We start from the raw sequence: 20,009 nt of genomic DNA, 5'->3' as shown, positions 1-20,009 counted from the left end.
ATTATCAGAAATCCTAACATTGCTAAATTAGATTAAATTTGCTTATCAAGACTAGTATCTGGTCAAATGCTCAATCATCTCCTTGTGCTCTGGATAGGTCGCCAGTAGATCTGCCCTTTCAAATAATTCAAAATCCTCAAATTCAAAACCAGGAGCAACAAGACAAGAAACCAGAGCATAATCCTTATCAACTGTTGATCCCCAAATAGTGCCCTTAGGAACACAGTAGTGAAGTTGTTGCCCTTTGGATATGTCCAGGCCTAAAGTGACTACTTCGTAGTGACCATCTGCTGTAATCATGTGAACAGTAAGTGGGGATCCTGCATGAAAATACCAGATTTCATCTGCTGTCAATCGGTGAAAATGTGAAGGATTCGTTTCTTCTAATAAGAAATAAATACTGGTATAAAGCGCCCTTCCCTTACCAGCAAGGTTTATAGTGTCTGAAGCTTTTTTTGTTTGTCTAAAATAGCCACCTTCAACATGGGGAGCTAACTCTAGAGTTCTTATCAAGTCTTCTTTATCCATCGGGGCCAATGGGTTGAAGTAACTCTTGTTCAAAGTGGTTTTACGATTTCAAGAACTCCTCGTTTTAGGACATAAATCGATCATATTTATGTCCTAAAACTAGTGAAGCGCCTAGCCAAAGTCCGAATAGGATTTGGCGTTAGTTACTTAGATTGCTTTGCAATCAAGTAACTTTGGCGATTTACATCTTCTCTGGCGCTTCTACTCCAAGCAAGCGAAGGGCTTCTTTGAGAACGACTGCGGTTGCGTAGCTGAGGGCTAGACGGCTGTCGTGTTCTGGGCTTTCATCCAAGATACGTGTATGTGCATAGTATTTGTTAAAGGATTGAGCCAGGCTAATTGCAAATTTAGCAATGATAGAAGGTTCAAAGTTATCTGCCGCACGGTTGATAATACGTGGGAAGTCTTGAATGAGTTTAATGATTTCCCAGCTTTCAGTATCATTCAAGCTATAGTTGCCAGCTGTTTCTGGTTTGAAATCGGCTTTACGTAAGATAGATTGGATACGAGCGTAGGCATATTGAACGTAAGGTCCAGTTTCACCCTCGAAGGATACCATAGCTTCTAGGTCGAAGTCGTATCCATTTGTACGGTCGGTTTTGAGGTCATAGAATTTAATGGCTCCAACCCCAACAGCATGTGCTACCTGATCTTTATTTTCCAATTCAGGATTTTTTGCTTCAATTTGGGCTTTGGCACGGCTAACAGCCTCTGTAACAGTAGGCTCTAGCAAGATGACATTCCCTTTACGAGTAGAGAGTTTCTTCCCTTCTTTTGTAACCAGACCAAAAGGAACGTGAGTAATGTCGTCACTCCAGTCGTAGCCCATCTCTTGCAAGACAGCTTTGAGCTGTTTAAAGTGGGCAGATTGTTCTTGACCAACGACATAGATAGATTTAGCAAATTGGTATTCGTTTTTACGGTAAAGGGCTGCAGCCAAGTCACGTGTGATATAGAGAGTTGCACCATCAGACTTCTTGATGAGGGCGGGATGTTCAATTCCATATTTCTCAAGGTTCACAACTTGGGCACCTTCTGATTCAAGAAGTAGTCCTTTTTCAGAAAGAATGTCTACAACTGCATCCATCTTATCATTGTAGAAGGCTTCTCCGTTATAGCTGTCAAATTCAACCTTCAATTCATTGTAAAGGCGGTTAAATTCCACTAAACTTTCATCGCGGAACCATTGCCAAAGAGCGAGAGCTTCCTCATCTCCATTTTCAAGTTTACGGAACCATTCGCGCGCTTCTTCATCCAAGCTAGGGTCATTTTCAGCTTCAGCGTTGATGCGGACATAGAGTTTAAGAAGTTCATCGATTGGATGAGCTTTTACAGCTTCTTCGTCGCCCCATTTTTTGTAGGCAACAATCAACATCCCAAACTGTTTACCCCAGTCTCCCAAGTGGTTGACCTTGACTGTTTGATAACCGATTTTTTGGAAAATATGTGACAAGCTATCTCCGATAACAGTTGAGCGTAGGTGGCCAATAGAGAATGGCTTAGCGATATTGGGACTAGACATATCGATAACAACATTTTCTTGTTTGCCAATAGTTTGATCAGCATAGTGTTCTTTTTCAGTGATAACAGCTTGCAATACTTGAGCAGAAATGGCAGATTTATCAAGGAAAAAGTTGACGTAAGGTCCTGTTGCAACAACCTTTTCAAAGGATTGGCTGTTAATTTTTTCAGCCAGTTCAGCCGCGATCATTTGAGGTGCTTTACGTTCGACTTTTGCAAGAGAAAAAGCAGGGAAAGCAATGTCTCCCATTTCTGAGTTTTTAGGGGTTTCCAGTAAATTTAAAATAGCCTCTTGGTCCAGGCTATCAATGACGCTAGCCAATTCGCTAGCAATCAATTCTTTTGTATTCATTAAGAGCTCCTTTTTGGACTTTTCTACTATTTTATCACAATTTTAAAGAAAGAAGAAAAAATTTTTGAAATCTCCTATTTTTTTGGTATAATATAGTTATAAAAATAGTTATAAATATTCACATAAGAGGATTTTATGAGAAAAAGAGATCGTCATCAGTTAATAAAAAAAATGATTACTGAGGAGAAATTAAGTACACAAAAAGAAATTCAAGATCGGTTGGAGGCGCACAATGTTTGTGTGACGCAGACAACCCTGTCTCGTGATTTGCGCGAAATCGGCTTGACCAAGGTCAAGAAAAATGATATGGTGTATTATGTGCTAGCAAATGAGACAGAAAAGATTGATTTGGTGGAATTCTTGTCTCATCATTTAGAAGGTGTTGCAAGAGCAGAGTTTACCTTGGTACTTCATACCAAATTAGGAGAAGCCTCTGTTTTGGCAAATATTGTAGATGCAAACAAGGATGAATGGATTTTAGGAACAGTTGCTGGTGCCAATACCTTATTGGTTATTTGTCGAGACCAGCACGTTGCCAAACTCATGGAAGATCGTTTGCTAGATTTGATGAAAGATAAGTAAGGTCTTGGGAGTTGCTCTCAAGACTTATTTTTGACAAGGAGAGACGGACAATGGCGACAGAAAAGCTATCACCTGGCATGCAACAGTATGTGGAGATTAAAAAGCAATATCCAGATGCGTTTTTGCTCTTTCGTATGGGTGATTTTTATGAATTATTTTATGAGGATGCGGTCAATGCTGCGCAGATTCTGGAAATTTCCTTAACGAGTCGTAACAAGAATGCCGACAATCCGATCCCTATGGCGGGTGTTCCCTATCATTCTGCCCAACAGTATATTGATGTCTTGATTGAGCAGGGTTATAAGGTGGCTATCGCAGAGCAGATGGAAGATCCTAAACAAGCAGTTGGGGTTGTGAAACGAGAGGTTGTTCAGGTCATTACGCCAGGGACAGTGGTCGATAGTAGTAAGCCAGACAGTCAGAATAATTTTTTGGTTGCCATAGACCGCGAAGGCAATCAATTTGGCCTAGCTTATATGGACCTGGTGACGGGTGATTTTTATGTGACAGGTCTTTTGGATTTTACGCTGGTTTGTGGGGAAATCCGTAATCTCAAGGCGCGAGAAGTGGTGCTGGGTTATGACTTGTCTGAGGAAGAAGAACAAATCCTCAGCCGCCAGATGAATCTGGTGCTCTCTTATGAAAAAGAAAACTTTGAAGACCTTCATTTACTGGATTCGCGATTGGCAACGGTGGAGCAAGCGGCATCCAGTAAGCTGCTACAGTATGTTCATCGGACTCAGATGAGGGAATTGAACCACCTCAAGCCTGTTATCCGTTATGAAATTAAAGATTTCTTGCAGATGGATTATGCGACCAAGGCTAGTCTGGATTTGGTTGAGAATGCCCGTTCAGGCAAGAAGCAAGGCAGTCTTTTCTGGCTTTTGGATGAAACCAAGACGGCTATGGGCATGCGTCTCTTGCGTTCTTGGATTCATCGTCCTTTGATTGATAAGGAACGAATCGTCCAACGTCAAGAAGTAGTGCAGGTCTTTCTCGGCCATTTCTTTGAGCGTAGTGATTTGACAGACAGTCTCAAGGGTGTTTATGACATCGAACGTTTGGCTAGTCGGGTTTCTTTTGGCAAGACCAACCCAAAGGATCTCTTGCAGTTGGCGACCACCTTGTCTAGTGTGCCACGGATTCGTGCGATTTTAGAAGGGATGGAGCAACCTGTTCTAGCTTATCTCATCGCACAACTGGATGCAATCCCTGAGTTGGAGAGCTTGATTAGCGCAGCGATTGCTCCTGAAGCTCCTCATGTGATTACAGATGGGGGGATTATCCGGACTGGCTTTGATGAGACTTTAGACAAGTACCGTCGTGTGCTCAGAGAAGGGACTAGCTGGATTGCTGAGATTGAGGCTAAGGAGCGAGAAAACTCTGGTATCAGCACGCTTAAGATTGACTACAATAAAAAAGATGGCTACTATTTCCATGTGACCAATTCTCAACTGGGAAATGTTCCTGTTCACTTTTTCCGCAAGGCAACGCTGAAAAACTCAGAACGCTTTGGAACCGAAGAATTAGCCCGTATCGAGGGCGATATGCTGGAGGCGCGTGAGAAGTCAGCTAATCTAGAGTACGAAATTTTTATGCGTATTCGTGAAGAGGTCAGCAAGTACATCCAACGTTTACAAGCTCTAGCCCAAGGAATTGCGACAGTTGATGTCCTGCAAAGTCTGGCGGTTGTAGCTGAAACCCAGCATTTGATTCGACCTGAATTCGGAGATGATTCGCGAATTGATATCCAGAAAGGACGCCATGCTGTCGTTGAAAAGGTTATGGGGGCTCAGACCTATATTCCCAATACGATTCAGATGGCAGAAGATACCAGTATTCAACTGATTACAGGGCCCAACATGAGCGGGAAGTCAACCTACATGCGTCAGTTAGCCATGACGGCGATAATGGCCCAGTTGGGCTCTTATGTGCCAGCAGAAAGTGCCCATTTACCTATTTTTGATGCTATCTTTACCCGTATCGGAGCAGCCGATGATTTGGTTTCAGGCCAATCAACCTTCATGGTGGAGATGATGGAGGCCAACAATGCCATTTCGCATGCAACAAAGAATTCCTTGATTCTTTTTGATGAGTTAGGTCGTGGAACTGCAACTTATGACGGGATGGCTCTTGCCCAGTCCATCATCGAATACATCCATGAACATATCGGAGCCAAGACCCTCTTTGCGACCCACTACCATGAGTTGACTAGTCTGGAGTCTAGTTTACAACACTTGGTCAATGTCCACGTGGCAACCTTGGAGCAGGATGGGCAGGTCACCTTCCTTCACAAGATTGAACCAGGGCCAGCTGATAAATCCTATGGTATCCATGTTGCCAAGATTGCTGGTTTACCGGCTAATCTTTTAGCGAGAGCGGATAAGATTTTAACGCAACTGGAGAGTCAGGGGCAAGAAAGTCCTGCTCCTATGAAACAAACAAGTACTGTCTCAGAACAAATTTCACTCTTTGATACGACTGAAGAACATCCTATCCTAGCAGAATTAGCTAAACTGGATGTTTACAATATGACACCTATGCAGGCTATGAATGTCTTGGTCGAGTTAAAACAGAAACTATAAAGAGAAAATTACTAGTCATTCTAGCTGTATCAAGGAGACTTCTTTGACAATCCCCCACTTTTTTGCTAGAATAACATCACACAAACAGAATGAGAAGGAGCTGACACATTGTCGCTCCCTTTTGTCTATTTTTTAAGGAGAAAGTATGCTGATTCAGAAAATAAAAACCTACAAGTGGCAGGCCTTGGCCTCGCTCCTGATGACAGGCTTGATGGTTGCTAGTTCACTTTTGCAACCGCGTTACCTGCAGGAAGTGTTAGACGCTCTCCTTGCTGGGAAATATGAAGCTATTTATAGTATCGGGGCTTGGTTGATTGGTGTGGCCGTGGTCGGTCTAGTTGCTGGTGGTCTTAATGTTGTCCTTGCAGCCTATATTGCCCAAGGAGTTTCATCTGACCTTCGGGAGGATGCCTTCCGTAAAATCCAAACCTTTTCTTATGCTAATATTGAACAATTTAATGCGGGAAATCTAGTCGTTCGCATGACAAATGACATCAACCAGATTCAGAACGTCGTCATGATGACCTTCCAAATTCTTTTCAGACTTCCCCTCTTGTTCATCGGTTCCTTTATCTTGGCGGTTCAAACCTTACCTTCTCTGTGGTGGGTGATTGTTCTCATGGTAATCTTAATTTTTGCCTTGACTGCCGTCATGATGGGGATGATGGGGCCTCGTTTTGCCAAGTTTCAAACCCTTCTTGAGCGCATCAATGCCATTGCCAAGGAAAATTTGCGTGGTGTTCGTGTGGTCAAGTCCTTTGTCCAAGAAAAAGAGCAGTTTGCTAAGTTTACGGAGGTTTCAGACGAGTTACTCGGTCAAAATCTTTACATCGGTTATGCCTTTTCAGTAGTGGAACCTTTCATGATGTTGGTCGGCTATGGGGCGGTTTTCCTCTCTATTTGGCTAGTTGCTGGGATGGTTCAGTCGAATGCTTCTGTTGTTGGCTCCATTGCTTCCTTTGTCAATTACCTAAGCCAGATTATCTTTACCATTGTCATGGTTGGATTTTTGGGAAATTCTGTCAGTCGTGCCATGATTTCTATGCGTCGTATTCGAGAAATTCTGGATGCAGAGCCAGCCATGACTTTCAAGGATGTGCCAGATGAAGAATTGGTCGGAAGTCTTAGCTTTGAAAATGTGACCTTTACCTATCCAATGGATAAGGAACCGATGCTGAAAGATGTGAGCTTTACTATTGAACCTGGTCAGATGGTTGGTGTAGTTGGAGCGACTGGTGCAGGAAAATCAACCTTGGCTCAATTGATTCCACGTCTTTTTGACCCACAGGAAGGGGCCATCAAAATCGGAGGCAAGGATATTCGAGAAGTGAGTGAAGGAACCCTGCGTAAAACTGTTTCTATCGTTCTTCAACGTGCCATTCTCTTCAGTGGAACGATTGCAGATAACTTGAGACAGGGTAAGGGAGATGCTACTCTATTTGAAATGGAGCGCGCAGCCAATATTGCCCAAGCCAGTGAATTCATTCATCGTATGGAGAAAACCTTTGAAAGTCCAGTTGAGGAACGGGGAACCAACTTCTCAGGTGGGCAAAAGCAAAGGATGTCGATTGCGCGTGGGATTGTCAGCAATCCACGTATTCTGATTTTTGACGATTCGACCTCGGCATTGGATGCTAAGTCAGAGCGCCTAGTGCAAGAAGCCTTGAATAAGGACTTGAAGGGAACAACAACCATTATCATCGCGCAAAAGATTAGCTCGGTTGTTCATGCAGATAAAATCTTGGTTCTAGATCAAGGGCGATTGATTGGTCAAGGGACGCATGCAGACTTGGTTGCCAACAATGCCGTTTACCGTGAAATCTACGAAACACAGAAAGGAAAGGAGGAGTAAAATGAAGACAGTTCAATTTTTTTGGAATTATTTTAAAGCCTATAAGCTATCATTTGTAGTTGTCATCTTGATGATTGTTCTGGCAACTCTTGCCCAAGCCCTCTTTCCGGTCTTTTCTGGACAAGCAGTGACGCAGCTAGCCAATTTAGTTCAAGCTTATCAAGATGGCAATCCAGAACTTGTTTGGCAAAGCCTATCAGGAATCATGGTCAATCTTGGCCTGCTAGTTTTGGTTCTCTTTATCTCCAGTGTCATATACATGTGTCTCATGACGCGCGTGATTGCAGAGTCGACCAACGAGATGCGTAAAGGTCTTTTTGGCAAATTAGCTCGTTTGACCGTTTCTTTCTTTGACCGCCGACAAGATGGCGATATCTTATCTCGTTTTACCAGTGATTTGGATAATATCCTCCAAGCCTTTAACGAAAGCTTGATTCAGGTCATGAGCAATATTGTTTTATATATCGGTCTGATTCTTGTCATGTTTTCGAGAAATGTGACGCTGGCCCTCATCACCATTGCCAGCACACCAGTTGCCTTCCTCATGCTGATTTTCATCGTGAAAATGGCCCGCAAATACACCAACCTCCAGCAGAAAGAGGTAGGGAAACTCAACGCCTATATGGACGAGAGTATTTCAGGCCAAAAAGCCGTGATTGTGCAAGGAATTCAAGAGGATATGATGGCAGGATTTCTTGAACAAAATGAGCGCGTGCGCAAGGCAACCTTTAAAGGAAGGATGTTCTCAGGAATTCTTTTCCCTGTCATGAATGGGATGAGCCTGGTCAACACAGCCATCGTTATCTTTGCTGGTTCAGCTGTTCTACTGAATGATAAGGCCATTGAAACAAGTACAGCCCTAGGTCTGATTGTGATGTTTGCCCAATTTTCACAGCAGTACTACCAGCCTATTATCCAAGTTGCGGCTAGTTGGGGAAGTCTTCAGTTAGCCTTTACGGGGGCTGAACGGATACAGGAAATGTTTGATGCAGAGGAAGAAATTCGACCTGAAAACGCCCCAACCTTCACTCAGTTGCAAGAAGGTGTCGAAATCCGTCATATTGATTTTTCATATTTGCCTGATAAACCTATTTTGAAAGATGTCAGCATTTCCGCTCCGAAAGGACAGATGACGGCGGTTGTTGGTCCAACAGGTTCAGGGAAAACGACTATTATGAACCTCATCAATCGCTTTTATGATGTTGATGCTGGTGGGATTTATTTTGACGGCAAAGACATCCGTGACTATGATTTAGATAGTCTCAGAAGCAAGGTGGGAATTGTCTTGCAAGATTCGGTCTTATTTAGCGGAACCATTCGAGACAATATCCGTTTCGGTGTGCCAGACGCTAGTCAAGAAATGGTTGAGGCAGCAGCCAAAGCAACCCATATTCACGACTATATCGAAAGTTTACCTGATAAGTACGATACTCTTATAGATGATGATCAAAGCATCTTCTCTACAGGGCAAAAACAATTGATTTCTATCGCTCGAACCCTGATGACAGATCCAGAAGTCCTCATTCTCGATGAAGCAACTTCAAACGTAGATACGGTGACAGAAAGCAAGATTCAGCATGCCATGGAGGCGGTTGTAGCGGGTAGAACCAGTTTTGTCATTGCCCATCGTTTGAAGACCATCCTCAATGCAGACCAGATTATTGTCCTTAAAGATGGAGAAGTCATTGAACGTGGTAATCACCATGAACTCTTGAAACTAGGTGGATTCTACTCAGAACTCTATCACAATCAATTTGTCTTCGAATAAGAAAAAAGTTGTCCCCTTGGGCAGCTTGTTTTTATCCATAAAAAATATTTATCACATCCTTAAAAAAAACATATTAGACGAAAGGCGTTTTGAGTGATATGATAGGACTATCGTTATACTCAATGAAAATCAAAGAGTAAACTAGGAAGCTAGCCGTAGGTTGCTCAAAGCACTGCTTTGAGGTTGTAGATAGAACTGACGAAGTCAGTAACATATATACGGTAAGGCGATGCTGACGTGGTTTGAATTTGATTTTCGAAGAGTATTAACATTCGAAAGGAGAGACATCATGCCTAGAACGGTTGTAGGAGTTGCTGCAAATCTATGTCCCGTAGACGCAGAAGGAAAAAACATTCATTCATCTGTATCTTGTAGATTCGCAGAGAGCATTCGTCAAGTCGGCGGTCTCCCTTTAGTCATTCCTGTTGGTGATGAGTCAGTTGTACGCGATTATGTGGAAATGATTGACAAACTTATCTTGACAGGCGGTCAAAATGTTCATCCTCAGTTTTATGGAGAGAAAAAGACCATTGAGAGCGATGATTATAATCTGGTCCGTGATGAGTTTGAATTGGCCCTCTTGAAAGAAGCGCTTCGTCAGAATAAACCAATTATGGCAATCTGTCGCGGTGTTCAACTTGTCAATGTTGCCTTTGGTGGAACCCTCAATCAAGAAATCGAAGGTCACTGGCAAGGACTACCTTTCGGAACATCTCACTCTATTGAGACAGTGGAAGGAAGCGTGGTTGCCAAGCTATTTGGAAAAGAAAGTCAGGTCAATTCCGTCCATCGTCAGAGTATCAAAGAATTGGCATCTAATTTCCGTGTAACTGCTATTGATCCGAGAGATCAAACCATTGAAGCGATTGAATCTATCGACGAACACCGCATTATCGGTTTGCAGTGGCATCCAGAGTTTCTGGTTAATGAAGAAGATGGTAATTTAGAATTATTTGAGTATTTATTGAATGAACTGTAACGACTGGAACATCTAGTCGTTCTTTCTTTTATTTTTTCAAAATTTTTGGAATGTGACATTTTTACGCAAACGTTTGAATTCTGATAAAAATTGGAGAAATTCGACAAAAAAGCTTGAAAAAAACGAAGGTAAGCGTTATGATAGAAAAGAAGAAATATTGGAGGAATAACATGTCACATATTAAATTTGATTATTCAAAAGTTTTAGACAAATTTGTTGCACCACATGAAGTGGAATACATGCAATCACAAGTAACAGCAGCAGATGAATTGATTCGTAAAGGAACTGGTGCTGGTAGCGACTTTTTGGGATGGTTGGACCTTCCTGAAAACTACGACCGCGAAGAATTTGACCGTATCTTGAAAGCTGCTGAGCAAATCAAATCAGACAGCGATGTTTTAGTTGTGATCGGTATCGGTGGATCTTACCTTGGTGCCAAAGCAGCAATCGACTTCTTGAACCACCACTTTGCAAACTTGCAAACAAAAGAAGAACGCAAGGCTCCACAAATCCTTTACGCAGGAAACTCAATCTCATCTACTTACCTTGCTGACTTGGTAGAGTACGTAGCTGATAAAGATTTCTCAGTAAACGTGATTTCTAAATCAGGTACAACAACTGAACCAGCGATTGCTTTCCGTGTCTTCAAAGAACTTTTGGTTAAGAAATACGGTCAAGAAGAAGCCAACAAACGTATCTATGCAACAACTGACCGCCAAAAAGGTGCTGTTAAGGTTGAAGCAGACGCTAACGGTTGGGAAACATTTGTTGTTCCAGATGACATCGGTGGACGCTTCTCAGTATTGACAGCTGTTGGTTTGCTTCCAATCGCAGCATCAGGAGCTGACATCAAAGCCCTTATGGAAGGTGCGAATGCAGCTCGCAAAGACTACACTTCAGATAAAATCTCTGAAAACGAAGCTTACCAATACGCAGCAGTTCGTAACATTCTTTACCGTAAAGGCTATGCAACTGAGATCTTGGTAAACTACGAGCCATCACTTCAATACTTCTCAGAGTGGTGGAAACAATTGGCTGGTGAATCAGAAGGAAAAGATCAAAAAGGTATCTACCCAACTTCAGCCAACTTCTCAACTGACTTGCACTCACTTGGTCAATTTATCCAAGAAGGAACTCGTATCATGTTTGAAACAGTTGTTCGTGTTGACAAACCTCGTAAAAATGTGATTATTCCTACTTTGGAAGAAGACCTTGATGGACTTGGTTACCTTCAAGGAAAAGACGTTGACTTTGTAAACAAAAAAGCAACTGACGGTGTTCTTCTTGCACACACAGACGGTGATGTACCAAACATGTACGTGACTCTTCCAGAGCAAGACGCTTTCACTCTTGGTTATACAATCTACTTCTTCGAATTGGCTATCGCTCTTTCAGGTTACTTGAATGCTATCAACCCATTTGACCAACCAGGTGTTGAAGCCTACAAACGTAACATGTTCGCCCTTCTTGGAAAACCAGGATTTGAAGAATTGAGCAAAGAACTTAACGCACGTCTATAATAATAGAAGAAAAGAGTGGTTTGTCCACTCTTTTTACTCTCTTTATCCATAGAAATTGGACTCAGCCAAGACTTGTGATATAATATAGAGAGCAAAAAGGCAGACGCCTAGAGACTTTATAGGAGAAACTATGTCAAAAGATATCCGCGTACGTTACGCACCAAGTCCAACAGGACTACTACACATCGGGAATGCCCGTACAGCATTGTTTAATTACTTGTATGCGCGCCATCATGGTGGAACATTTCTCATTCGTATCGAAGATACTGACCGTAAACGCCATGTCGAGGATGGTGAACGTTCACAACTTGAAAACCTTCGCTGGTTAGGCATGGATTGGGATGAAAGTCCAGAATCACATGAGAATTATCGCCAGTCTGAGCGTTTGGACTTGTATCAAAAATACATTGCCCAACTATTAGCTGAAGGAAAAGCCTATAAATCTTACGTTACAGAAGAAGAGTTGGCAGCTGAACGCGAACGCCAAGAAGTAGCTGGCGAAACACCACGCTACATCAATGAATACCTTGGTATGAGTGAAGAAGAAAAAGCAGCTTACATCGCAGAACGTGAAGCAGCAGGGATCATCCCAACTGTTCGTTTGGCTGTCAATGAGACAGGTATCTACAAGTGGCATGATATGGTCAAAGGTGATATCGAATTTGAAGGTGGCAATATCGGTGGTGACTGGGTTATCCAAAAGAAAGACGGTTATCCAACATACAACTTTGCCGTTGTCATCGATGACCATGATATGCAGATTTCTCACGTAATCCGTGGAGACGACCACATCGCTAATACACCAAAACAGCTCATGGTTTATGAAGCACTTGGTTGGGAAGCTCCAGAGTTCGGTCACATGACCTTGATTATCAACTCTGAGACTGGTAAGAAGTTATCTAAACGTGATACTAATACACTTCAATTTATAGAAGATTACCGTAAGAAAGGTTACCTTCCAGAAGCAGTTTTTAACTTTATTGCTCTTCTTGGTTGGAACCCAGGTGGCGAAGATGAGATTTTCTCTCGTGAAGAACTCATTAAACTGTTCGATGAAAATCGCCTCAGCAAGTCTCCAGCAGCCTTTGACCAGAAAAAACTAGACTGGATGAGCAATGACTATATCAAGAATGCAGACCTAGAAACTATCTTTGAAATGGCAAAACCATTCCTAGAAGAAGCAGGTCGATTGACTGACAAGGCTGAAAAATTAGTTGAGCTCTATAAACCACAAATGAAATCAGTAGATGAGATTATCCCATTGACAGACCTCTTCTTCTCAGACTTCCCAGAATTAACTGAGGCTGAGAAAGAAGTCATGGCAGGTGAAACAGTCCCAACAGTTCTTGAAGCCTTCAAAGCAAAACTCGAAGTGATGACAGATGATGAATTCGTGACAGAGAATATCTTCCCACAAATTAAAGCAGTCCAAAAGGAAACAGGTATTAAAGGGAAAAATCTTTTCATGCCTATTCGTATCGCAGTTTCAGGTGAAATGCATGGGCCAGAATTGCCAGATACTATCTTCTTGTTAGGTCGTGAAAAATCAATCCAGCATATCGAAAATATGTTAAAGGAAATCTCTAAGTAAGAAGGGTACAATAATGGACATCTGGGAAAAGATGTACGAAGAAGCACAGAAACTATACAATCCACATGAAGTATCAGACTTTGTTTATGCCAATCATGTTGTAGCTGCAGTAGAAGCAGAAGATGGACAAATATTTACAGGTTTCTGTATGGAGGGAACCTGTGGTGTTTTCCATCTCTGTGCAGAACGGGCGGCCCTCTTCAATATGTACCAATTTTCAGGACAAACTAAGGTTAAGAAAGTATTAGCCTTTCGAGATAAAGCACCTTATGGTGGAAGTTCAGGAATGCCCTGTGGCGCTTGCAGAGAATTCCTTTTAGAGTTGAACGCTGAAAATAAAGATGCAGAATTCATGATGGACTACGATACAAGAAAGACAGTGAAAGCCGCAGAACTAATGCCCTATTGGTGGGGAGAAGAACGTGCTTCTAAGTTTAATAATCAATAGAAGAGTCAGTATAATTCTGGCTCTTTTTACTATAATTTGAAAAACTGTACTTGAAAAAATGAAAAAAGTTTAAAAAAGTAGAAAATCTAATTGCTACTGCTATTTCCGGTGGTGTGGCAGGCATTGGTAATTTGGTAAAGAAAAAAGGATTGGCAGTTGCTAAAGCTACTTTAAGTAGGGTAGCTAAAAAAGCTGCTATTCGTTTAGGCATTTATAGCAATCGGTTATCTGAACTTCTTGAACGTATATTTGATTATATTAACATTTTCTACAATGTAGGTTATGCGGTAGCTCAATGGGTTGATGCTAGGGATGTATATCCAAATAATGGACGGATTAATTTCTGGGCTTAAATCTATGTGTAAGATTTTATTATCTTTGTTTTTGTTTGTTTTCTTATTTCATTTGCTAGCACATTACATTTTTGGATTTGATCAGTTGAGTGTTACCCAATTATTATTATCTTCGATTTTTGTTGCAGGTATCAGAAAAATTGGAGATGAGTCATAAGAGAGAAAGCAGAAGTTAGAGGCTAGCTTCTGCTTTTTTATCTACATTGCTTTACCGGTAAATAAAAAAGTTAAAAAAATCACAAAAATCTTGAACAAACAAATGAAAAGGCTTACAATTATATTATAAATAGTACAAATAAAAAAACGGAGGAGTGCTTTATGAAAGCCTATACTTATGTTAAACCAGGACTTGCTTCTTTTGTTGATGTAGACAAACCAGTGATTCGCAAACCAACTGACGCTATTGTGCGTATCGTAAAAACCACTATTTGTGGAACAGACCTCCATATTATCAAAGGGGATGTTCCTGCTTGCCAAAGTGGTACCATTCTTGGTCACGAAGGGATTGGGATTGTTGAAGAAGTTGGAGAAGGAGTTTCGAACTTCAAAAAAGGCGATAAGGTCTTGATTTCTTGTGTCTGTGCCTGTGGTAAATGCTACTACTGTAAAAAAGGAATTTATGCCCACTGTGAAGACGAAGGGGGCTGGATTTTCGGTCACCTGATTGATGGTATGCAGGCTGAATATCTGCGTGTCCCTCATGCAGATAACACTCTTTACCATACTCCAGAAGACTTGTCAGATGAAGCCTTGGTTATGCTATCAGACATTCTGCCTACTGGATATGAAATTGGTGTCTTAAAAGGGAAAGTAGAACCTGGTTGCAGCGTAGCCATTATTGGTTCAGGACCTGTTGGATTGGCTGCTCTTTTGACAGCCCAATTCTATTCACCAGCTAAATTGATTATGGTGGACTTAGACGATAACCGCTTGGAAACTGCTGTATCATTTGGTGCGACTCATAAGATTAATTCTTCAGACCCTGAAAAAGCTATTAAAGAAATTTATGATTTGACAGATGGACGTGGTGTGGATGTCGCTATCGAAGCTGTTGGTATTCCTGCAACATTTGATTTCTGTCAAAAGATTATCGGTGTAGACGGAACGGTTGCCAACTGTGGTGTACATGGTAAACCAGTCGAATTCGATTTGGACAAACTTTGGATTCGCAACATCAATGTAACAACTGGTTTGGTATCTACAAATACGACTCCACAATTGTTGAAAGCTCTTGAAAGTCATAAGATTGAACCAGAAAAATTGGTAACTCATTATTTCAAACTCAGTGAAATTGAAAAAGCCTACGAAGTCTTCGGTAAGGCAGCAGACCACCATGCCATTAAGGTCATCATCGAAAACGATATTTCAGAAGCTTAAGTAGTAAAAAGATTTTGGAACATAAGCAAATAGAAATTCAGTCATCATAGGATGGCTGGATTTTTTATCAAAAAAATTAAGAAATGAGCATATTTCTTTCCTTGTTTAGCGGAATTGGTTATAATATATGGTACAAAGGAATGAATGAATATGTATCGTGTTATAGAAATGTACGGAGATTTTGAACCCTGGTGGTTCTTAGAAGGTTGGGAAGAAGATATTGTAGCAAGTAAGAAATTTGACCAGTATTATGATGCTCTCAAATACTACAAGACTTGCTGGTTTAGATTGGAACAAGAATCCCCTCTTTATAAAAGTAGAAGGGACTTGATGACCATTTTTTGGGACCCGGAAGATCAACGCTGGTGTGATGAATGTGATGACTATTTACAACAATACCATTCTTTGGCTCTTTTACAGGATGAGCAGGTTATTCCAGATGAAAAACTACGTCCAGGCTATGAAAAACAAACAGGTAAGGAAAGGCACCGTTCTTGCCGTATGAAAGTAAAATAGAGAAAAAGTAACTTTTTGGAGTTGCTTTTTTATTTTTTCCAAATCTTTGCGAATAGTATAGGTGAGGAGGTAGGTATGGTTCAAGAAATTGCACAAGAAATCATTCGTTCGGCCCGGAAAAAAGGAGCGCAAGATATTTATTTTGTCCCTAAGTTAGATGCCTATGAGCTTCATATGAGGGTAGGAGACGAGCGCTGTAAAATTGGCTGTTATAACTTCGAAAAATTTGCGGCCGTCATCAGTCACTTTAAGTTTGTGGCGGGTATGAATGTGGGAGAAAAGCGACGTAGTCAACTCGGTTCCTGTGACTATGAATATGACCAGAAGATGGCGTCCCTACGTTTATCTACCGTAGGCGATTATCGAGGACATGAGAGTTTAGTTATTCGCTTGTTGCATGATGAGGAGCAGGATTTGCATTTTTGGTTTCAGGATATTGGAGAACTGGGTAAGCAGTATAGGCAACGTGGTCTCTATCTCTTTGCTGGTCCAGTCGGAAGTGGCAAGACAACCCTGATGCACGAATTGGCCAAGTCTCTCTTTAAGGGGCAACAAGTCATGTCCATTGAAGATCCAGTTGAGATCAAGCAGGACGACATGCTCCAGTTGCAGTTGAATGAGGCGATTGGACTAACCTATGAAAATCTCATCAAGCTTTCCTTACGTCATCGACCAGGTCTCTTGATTATCGGAGAAATTCGGGACAGCGAGACGGCGCGTGCAGTGGTCAGAGCTAGTTTGACAGGTGCAACAGTTTTTTCAACCATTCACGCCAAGAGTATCCGAGGTGTTTATGAGCGTCTGCTGGAGTTGGGTGTGAGTGAAGAAGAATTGGCAGTTGTTCTGCAAGGAGTCTGCTACCAGAGATTAATCGGGGGAGGAGGAATCGTTGACTTTGCAAGCAGAGATTATCAAGAACACCAAGCAGCCAAGTGGAATGAGCAAATTGACCAGCTTCTTAAAGATGGACATATCACAAGTCTTCAGGCTGAGACGGAAAAAATTAGCTACAGCTAAGCAAAAAAATATCATCACCCTATTTAACAATCTCTTTTCTAGCGGTTTTCATCTGGTGGAGACCATCTCCTTTTTAGATAGGAGTGCTTTGTTGGACAGGCAGTGTGTGACCCAGATGCGTGTGGGCTTGTCTCAGGGGAAATCATTCTCAGAAATGATGGAAAGTTTGGGATGTTCAAGTGCCATTGTCACCCAGTTATCCCTAGCTGAAGTTCATGGCAATCTCCACCTGAGTTTGGGAAAGATAGAAGAATATCTGGACAATCTGGCTAAGGTCAAGAAAAAATTGATTGAAGTAGCGACCTATCCCTTGATTTTGCTGGGTTTTCTTCTCTTAATTATGCTGGGGCTACGGAATTACCTGCTCCCACAACTGGATAGTAGCAATATTGCCGCCCAAATTATCGGCAATCTGCCACAAATCTTTCTAGGCATGATAGTTTTTGTTTCAGTAGGTGTCCTTTTAGCGCTCACTTTCTATAAAAGAAGTTCTAAGATGCGCGTCTTTTCTATCTTAGCACGCCTTCCCTTTTTTGGAATCTTTGTGCAGACCTATTTGACAGCCTATTACGCGCGTGAGTGGGGGAATATGATTTCTCAAGGGATGGAGTTGACGCAGATTTTTCAGATGATGCAGGAACAAGGTTCCCAACTCTTTAAAGAAATCGGTCGAGATTTGGCTCATTCTCTCCAAAATGGTCGAGAATTTTCTCAAACTATAGGAACCTATCCTTTCTTTAAAAAGGAGTTGAGTCTCATCATCGAGTATGGGGAAGTCAAGTCTAAGCTGGGGAGTGAGTTGGAAATCTATGCTGAAAAAACTTGGGAAGCCTTTTTTACCCGAGTCAACCGCACCATGAATTTGGTGCAGCCACTGGTTTTTATCTTTGTAGCACTGATTATCGTTTTACTTTATGCGGCAATGCTCATGCCCATGTATCAAAATATGGAGGTAAATTTTTAAAATGAAAAAAATGATGACATTCTTGAAAAAAGCTAAGGTTAAAGCTTTTACACTTGTGGAGATGTTGGTGGTCTTGCTCATCATCAGCGTGCTTCTCTTACTCTTTGTACCTAGTCTGACTAAGCAAAAAGAAGCAGTCAACGACAAAGGAAAAGCTGCTGTTGTTAAGGTGGTGGAAAGCCAGGCAGAGCTTTATAGCTTAGAAAAAAATGAAGATGCTAGCCTAAGTAAGTTACAAGACGATGGACGCATCACGGAAGAACAGGCTAAAGCCTATAATGAATACTATACTAAAAATGGAGAGGCAAATCGTAAAGTCAATGATTAAGGCCTTTACCATGCTGGAAAGTCTCTTGGTTTTGGGTCTTGTGAGTATCCTTGCCTTGGGCTTGTCCGGCTCTGTTCAGTTCACTTTTGCGGCAGTAGAGGAACAGATTTTCTTTATGGAATTTGAAGAACTCTATCGGGAAACCCAAAAACGCAGTGTAGCCAGTCAGCAAAAGACTAGTCTGAACTTAGATGGGCAGACCATTAGCAATGGCAGTCAAAACTTGCCAGTCCCTAAAGGAATTCAGGCACCATCAGGCCAAAGTATTACATTTGACCGAGCTGGGGGCAATTCGTCCTTAGCTAAGGTTGAATTTCAGACCAGTAAAGGAGCGATTCGCTATCAATTATATCTAGGAAATGGAAAAATTAAACGCATTAAGGAAACAAAAAATTAGGGCAGTGATTTTACTGGAAGCAGTAGTCGCTCTAGCTATCTTTGCCAGCATTGCGACCCTCCTTTTGGGACAAATTCAAAAAAATAGGCAAGAGGAAGCAAAAATCTTGCAAAAGGAAGAAGTCTTGAGGGTAGCTAAGATGGCCTTGCAGACAGGTCAAAATCAGGTAAACATAAACGGAGTTGAGATTCAGGTGTTTTCTAGCGAAAAGGGATTGGAGGTCTACCATGGTTCAGAACAGTTGTTGGCAATCAAAGAGCCATAAGGTCAAGGCTTTTACCTTGTTAGAATCCCTGATTGCCCTGATTGTCATCAGTGGAGGATTACTCCTTTTTCAAGCTATGAGTCAGCTCCTCATTTCAGAAGTTCGCTACCAGCAACAAAGCGAGCAAAAAGAGTGGCTCTTGTTTGTGGACCAGCTGGAGGCAGAGTTAGAGCGTTCTCAGTTTGAAAAGGTGGAAGGCAATCGTATCTATATGAAGCAGGATGGCAAGGAGATCGCTATGGGTAAGTCTAGGGCAGATGATTTCCGTAAAACGAATGCTCGTGGTCGAGGTTATCAACCTATGGTCTATGGGCTTAAGTCTGCGCAGATTACAGAGGAGGGCCAACTGGTACACTTTCGTTTCCAATTTCAAAAAGGATTAGAGAGAGAGTTCATCTATCGTGTGGAAAAAGAAAAAAGTTAAGGCAGGTGTTCTCCTCTATGCAGTCACCATGGCAGCCATCTTTAGTCTTTTGTTGCAATTTTACTTGAACCGACAAGTCGCCCACTATCAAGACTATGCTTTAAATAAAGAAAAACTGATTGCTTTTGCCATGGCTAAACGAACCAAGGATAAAGCCGAGCAAGAAAGTGGGGAACAGGTTTTTAATCTAGGTCAGGTGAGCTATCAAAACAAGAAAACTGGCTTAGTGACGAGGGTTCGTACGCCTAAGAGTCAATATGAATTTCTGTTTCCTTCAATCAAAATCAAAGAAGAGAAAACAGAGAAAAAGGAAGAGGTAGCGACTGATTCAAGTAATCAAGCAAATCAGGAAAAATCAGAAGAGAAGGCTGAAAAGAAAGAGAATTGAAAGTTCTATAATGAAGTTAGCCACCCAGCCCTCCTAAAAATTAGATGGTTCAACTAGCTGATAGCTAGCCCTCGATTTCATTTGATAAGAGGCTTGATGCTGTTAGGCTGACAAGCCAAGGCTAAGATTAGCCTTGGTTTAGCTGACAAAACTGCTTCAAGGGTTCCTCTTGTCAAATGAAAGCTCTTCTAGGCATAAGAAAACACCTCTGTGTTATACTTGTTGTTCAACCACAAACACAAGAAAGGCACAGA

The 20,009-nt window shown here is 41.7% G+C and carries 20 protein-coding genes; 18 read left to right on the top strand and 2 right to left on the bottom strand.

The genetic code is table 11. From position 1 onward, the window contains the following. Nucleotides 1–51: 51 nt before the first annotated feature. Both HT701_RS05570 and argS read right to left on the bottom strand, forming a co-directional pair. Nucleotides 52–528 (bottom strand): cupin domain-containing protein, encoded by a 477-nt coding sequence (locus HT701_RS05570; protein ID WP_044012301.1) that lies wholly within the window; start codon nt 526–528, stop codon nt 52–54. 181 nt (nt 529–709) lie between these two features. Then, entirely contained in the window at nt 710–2,401 is a 1,692-nt protein-coding gene (argS, locus tag HT701_RS05565; protein WP_119919439.1) for an arginine--tRNA ligase, read from the bottom strand. Between the two features lie 135 nt (nt 2,402–2,536). Here argS and argR point away from each other — a divergent pair, with 135 nt between their 5' ends. The 18 genes from argR to comGG all read left to right on the top strand — a co-directional run bounded on the left by argR (nt 2,537) and on the right by comGG (nt 19,755). Then, the gene (gene argR / locus HT701_RS05560) at nt 2,537–2,983 is read left to right on the top strand and encodes an arginine repressor (RefSeq protein WP_023939905.1); all 447 of its coding nucleotides are present in this window, start codon (nt 2,537–2,539) and stop codon (nt 2,981–2,983) included. Nucleotides 2,984–3,033: 50 nt separating this feature from the next. Continuing rightward, nucleotides 3,034–5,568 (top strand): DNA mismatch repair protein MutS, encoded by a 2,535-nt coding sequence (gene mutS / locus HT701_RS05555; protein ID WP_119919440.1) that lies wholly within the window; start codon nt 3,034–3,036, stop codon nt 5,566–5,568. Nucleotides 5,569–5,713: 145 nt separating this feature from the next. Then, nucleotides 5,714–7,420, top strand: a complete 1,707-nt coding sequence (gene patA, locus HT701_RS05550; protein WP_119919441.1) for a multidrug efflux ABC transporter subunit PatA — start codon at nt 5,714–5,716, stop codon at nt 7,418–7,420. A 1-nt stretch (nt 7,421) separates the two neighbouring features. Beyond that, nucleotides 7,422–9,188 carry a multidrug efflux ABC transporter subunit PatB gene (gene patB / locus HT701_RS05545; RefSeq protein ID WP_172931287.1) on the top strand — a complete coding sequence of 589 codons (1,767 nt, stop codon included), beginning with the start codon at nt 7,422–7,424 and terminating at the stop codon, nt 9,186–9,188. A gap of 289 nt (nt 9,189–9,477) precedes the next feature. Then, on the top strand, nt 9,478–10,167 hold the full coding sequence (locus HT701_RS05540) for a gamma-glutamyl-gamma-aminobutyrate hydrolase family protein (protein WP_172931286.1): 690 nt from the start codon (nt 9,478–9,480) through the stop codon (nt 10,165–10,167). A 170-nt stretch (nt 10,168–10,337) separates the two neighbouring features. Continuing rightward, the gene (locus HT701_RS05535) at nt 10,338–11,687 is read left to right on the top strand and encodes a glucose-6-phosphate isomerase (protein ID WP_000018269.1); all 1,350 of its coding nucleotides are present in this window, start codon (nt 10,338–10,340) and stop codon (nt 11,685–11,687) included. A 130-nt stretch (nt 11,688–11,817) separates the two neighbouring features. Beyond that, complete coding sequence (gene gltX, locus HT701_RS05530; protein WP_000031077.1) at nt 11,818–13,278, top strand: glutamate--tRNA ligase; 1,461 nt, start codon at nt 11,818–11,820, stop codon at nt 13,276–13,278. Nucleotides 13,279–13,291: 13 nt separating this feature from the next. After that, the gene (locus tag HT701_RS05525; protein WP_000355903.1) at nt 13,292–13,726 is read left to right on the top strand and encodes a cytidine deaminase; all 435 of its coding nucleotides are present in this window, start codon (nt 13,292–13,294) and stop codon (nt 13,724–13,726) included. A 113-nt stretch (nt 13,727–13,839) separates the two neighbouring features. After that, nucleotides 13,840–14,079 carry a hypothetical protein gene (locus HT701_RS05520; RefSeq protein WP_000907299.1) on the top strand — a complete coding sequence of 80 codons (240 nt, stop codon included), beginning with the start codon at nt 13,840–13,842 and terminating at the stop codon, nt 14,077–14,079. A gap of 318 nt (nt 14,080–14,397) precedes the next feature. Continuing rightward, complete coding sequence (locus HT701_RS05515) at nt 14,398–15,456, top strand: zinc-dependent alcohol dehydrogenase family protein (RefSeq protein ID WP_084886478.1); 1,059 nt, start codon at nt 14,398–14,400, stop codon at nt 15,454–15,456. A gap of 150 nt (nt 15,457–15,606) precedes the next feature. Next, the gene (locus tag HT701_RS05510; protein ID WP_119919743.1) at nt 15,607–15,972 is read left to right on the top strand and encodes a DUF1033 family protein; all 366 of its coding nucleotides are present in this window, start codon (nt 15,607–15,609) and stop codon (nt 15,970–15,972) included. A 75-nt stretch (nt 15,973–16,047) separates the two neighbouring features. After that, nucleotides 16,048–16,989: a competence type IV pilus ATPase ComGA gene (gene comGA / locus HT701_RS05505; RefSeq protein ID WP_172931285.1), complete on the top strand. Its 942-nt coding sequence runs from the start codon at nt 16,048–16,050 to the stop codon at nt 16,987–16,989. Then, a complete protein-coding gene (comGB, locus tag HT701_RS05500) occupies nt 16,937–17,953 on the top strand; it encodes a competence type IV pilus assembly protein ComGB (RefSeq protein WP_119919741.1) in 1,017 nt (338 codons plus the stop codon). The genes comGA and comGB overlap by 53 nt, the downstream gene beginning before the upstream one ends. A gap of 1 nt (nt 17,954) precedes the next feature. Then, nucleotides 17,955–18,281, top strand: a complete 327-nt coding sequence (gene comGC / locus HT701_RS05495) for a competence type IV pilus major pilin ComGC (protein ID WP_023935304.1) — start codon at nt 17,955–17,957, stop codon at nt 18,279–18,281. Next, on the top strand, nt 18,274–18,678 hold the full coding sequence (comGD, locus tag HT701_RS05490; protein WP_259390922.1) for a competence type IV pilus minor pilin ComGD: 405 nt from the start codon (nt 18,274–18,276) through the stop codon (nt 18,676–18,678). Before comGC ends, comGD begins: the two co-directional genes overlap by 8 nt. Beyond that, the gene (gene comGE / locus HT701_RS05485; RefSeq protein ID WP_000413380.1) at nt 18,641–18,943 is read left to right on the top strand and encodes a competence type IV pilus minor pilin ComGE; all 303 of its coding nucleotides are present in this window, start codon (nt 18,641–18,643) and stop codon (nt 18,941–18,943) included. Before comGD ends, comGE begins: the two co-directional genes overlap by 38 nt. After that, the gene (comGF, locus tag HT701_RS05480) at nt 18,906–19,367 is read left to right on the top strand and encodes a competence type IV pilus minor pilin ComGF (RefSeq protein ID WP_054393006.1); all 462 of its coding nucleotides are present in this window, start codon (nt 18,906–18,908) and stop codon (nt 19,365–19,367) included. The genes comGE and comGF overlap by 38 nt, the downstream gene beginning before the upstream one ends. Then, nucleotides 19,345–19,755, top strand: a complete 411-nt coding sequence (gene comGG / locus HT701_RS05475; protein ID WP_119919739.1) for a competence type IV pilus minor pilin ComGG — start codon at nt 19,345–19,347, stop codon at nt 19,753–19,755. Before comGF ends, comGG begins: the two co-directional genes overlap by 23 nt. The last annotated feature ends 254 nt before the right edge of the window (nt 19,756–20,009 follow it).

This window comes from Streptococcus sp. 10824 (genome assembly GCF_013276595.1).
GTDB classification, from domain to species: domain Bacteria; phylum Bacillota; class Bacilli; order Lactobacillales; family Streptococcaceae; genus Streptococcus; species Streptococcus pseudopneumoniae.
The sequence above is the reverse complement of the archived record's forward strand: the minus strand, read 5'-3'. Positions and strand labels throughout refer to the sequence as shown.

Coding starts and splice junctions, on each gene's coding strand:
- HT701_RS05570 (WP_044012301.1), bottom strand. CDS start 528: ATGGATAAAGAAGACTTGATAAGAACTCTAGAGTTAGCTCCCCATGTT.
- argS (WP_119919439.1), bottom strand. CDS start 2,401: ATGAATACAAAAGAATTGATTGCTAGCGAATTGGCTAGCGTCATTGAT.
- argR (WP_023939905.1), top strand. CDS start 2,537: ATGAGAAAAAGAGATCGTCATCAGTTAATAAAAAAAATGATTACTGAG.
- mutS (WP_119919440.1), top strand. CDS start 3,034: ATGGCGACAGAAAAGCTATCACCTGGCATGCAACAGTATGTGGAGATT.
- patA (WP_119919441.1), top strand. CDS start 5,714: ATGCTGATTCAGAAAATAAAAACCTACAAGTGGCAGGCCTTGGCCTCG.
- patB (WP_172931287.1), top strand. CDS start 7,422: ATGAAGACAGTTCAATTTTTTTGGAATTATTTTAAAGCCTATAAGCTA.
- HT701_RS05540 (WP_172931286.1), top strand. CDS start 9,478: ATGCCTAGAACGGTTGTAGGAGTTGCTGCAAATCTATGTCCCGTAGAC.
- HT701_RS05535 (WP_000018269.1), top strand. CDS start 10,338: ATGTCACATATTAAATTTGATTATTCAAAAGTTTTAGACAAATTTGTT.
- gltX (WP_000031077.1), top strand. CDS start 11,818: ATGTCAAAAGATATCCGCGTACGTTACGCACCAAGTCCAACAGGACTA.
- HT701_RS05525 (WP_000355903.1), top strand. CDS start 13,292: ATGGACATCTGGGAAAAGATGTACGAAGAAGCACAGAAACTATACAAT.
- HT701_RS05515 (WP_084886478.1), top strand. CDS start 14,398: ATGAAAGCCTATACTTATGTTAAACCAGGACTTGCTTCTTTTGTTGAT.
- HT701_RS05510 (WP_119919743.1), top strand. CDS start 15,607: ATGTATCGTGTTATAGAAATGTACGGAGATTTTGAACCCTGGTGGTTC.
- comGA (WP_172931285.1), top strand. CDS start 16,048: ATGGTTCAAGAAATTGCACAAGAAATCATTCGTTCGGCCCGGAAAAAA.
- comGB (WP_119919741.1), top strand. CDS start 16,937: ATGGACATATCACAAGTCTTCAGGCTGAGACGGAAAAAATTAGCTACA.
- comGC (WP_023935304.1), top strand. CDS start 17,955: ATGAAAAAAATGATGACATTCTTGAAAAAAGCTAAGGTTAAAGCTTTT.
- comGD (WP_259390922.1), top strand. CDS start 18,274: ATGATTAAGGCCTTTACCATGCTGGAAAGTCTCTTGGTTTTGGGTCTT.
- comGE (WP_000413380.1), top strand. CDS start 18,641: ATGGAAAAATTAAACGCATTAAGGAAACAAAAAATTAGGGCAGTGATT.
- comGF (WP_054393006.1), top strand. CDS start 18,906: ATGGTTCAGAACAGTTGTTGGCAATCAAAGAGCCATAAGGTCAAGGCT.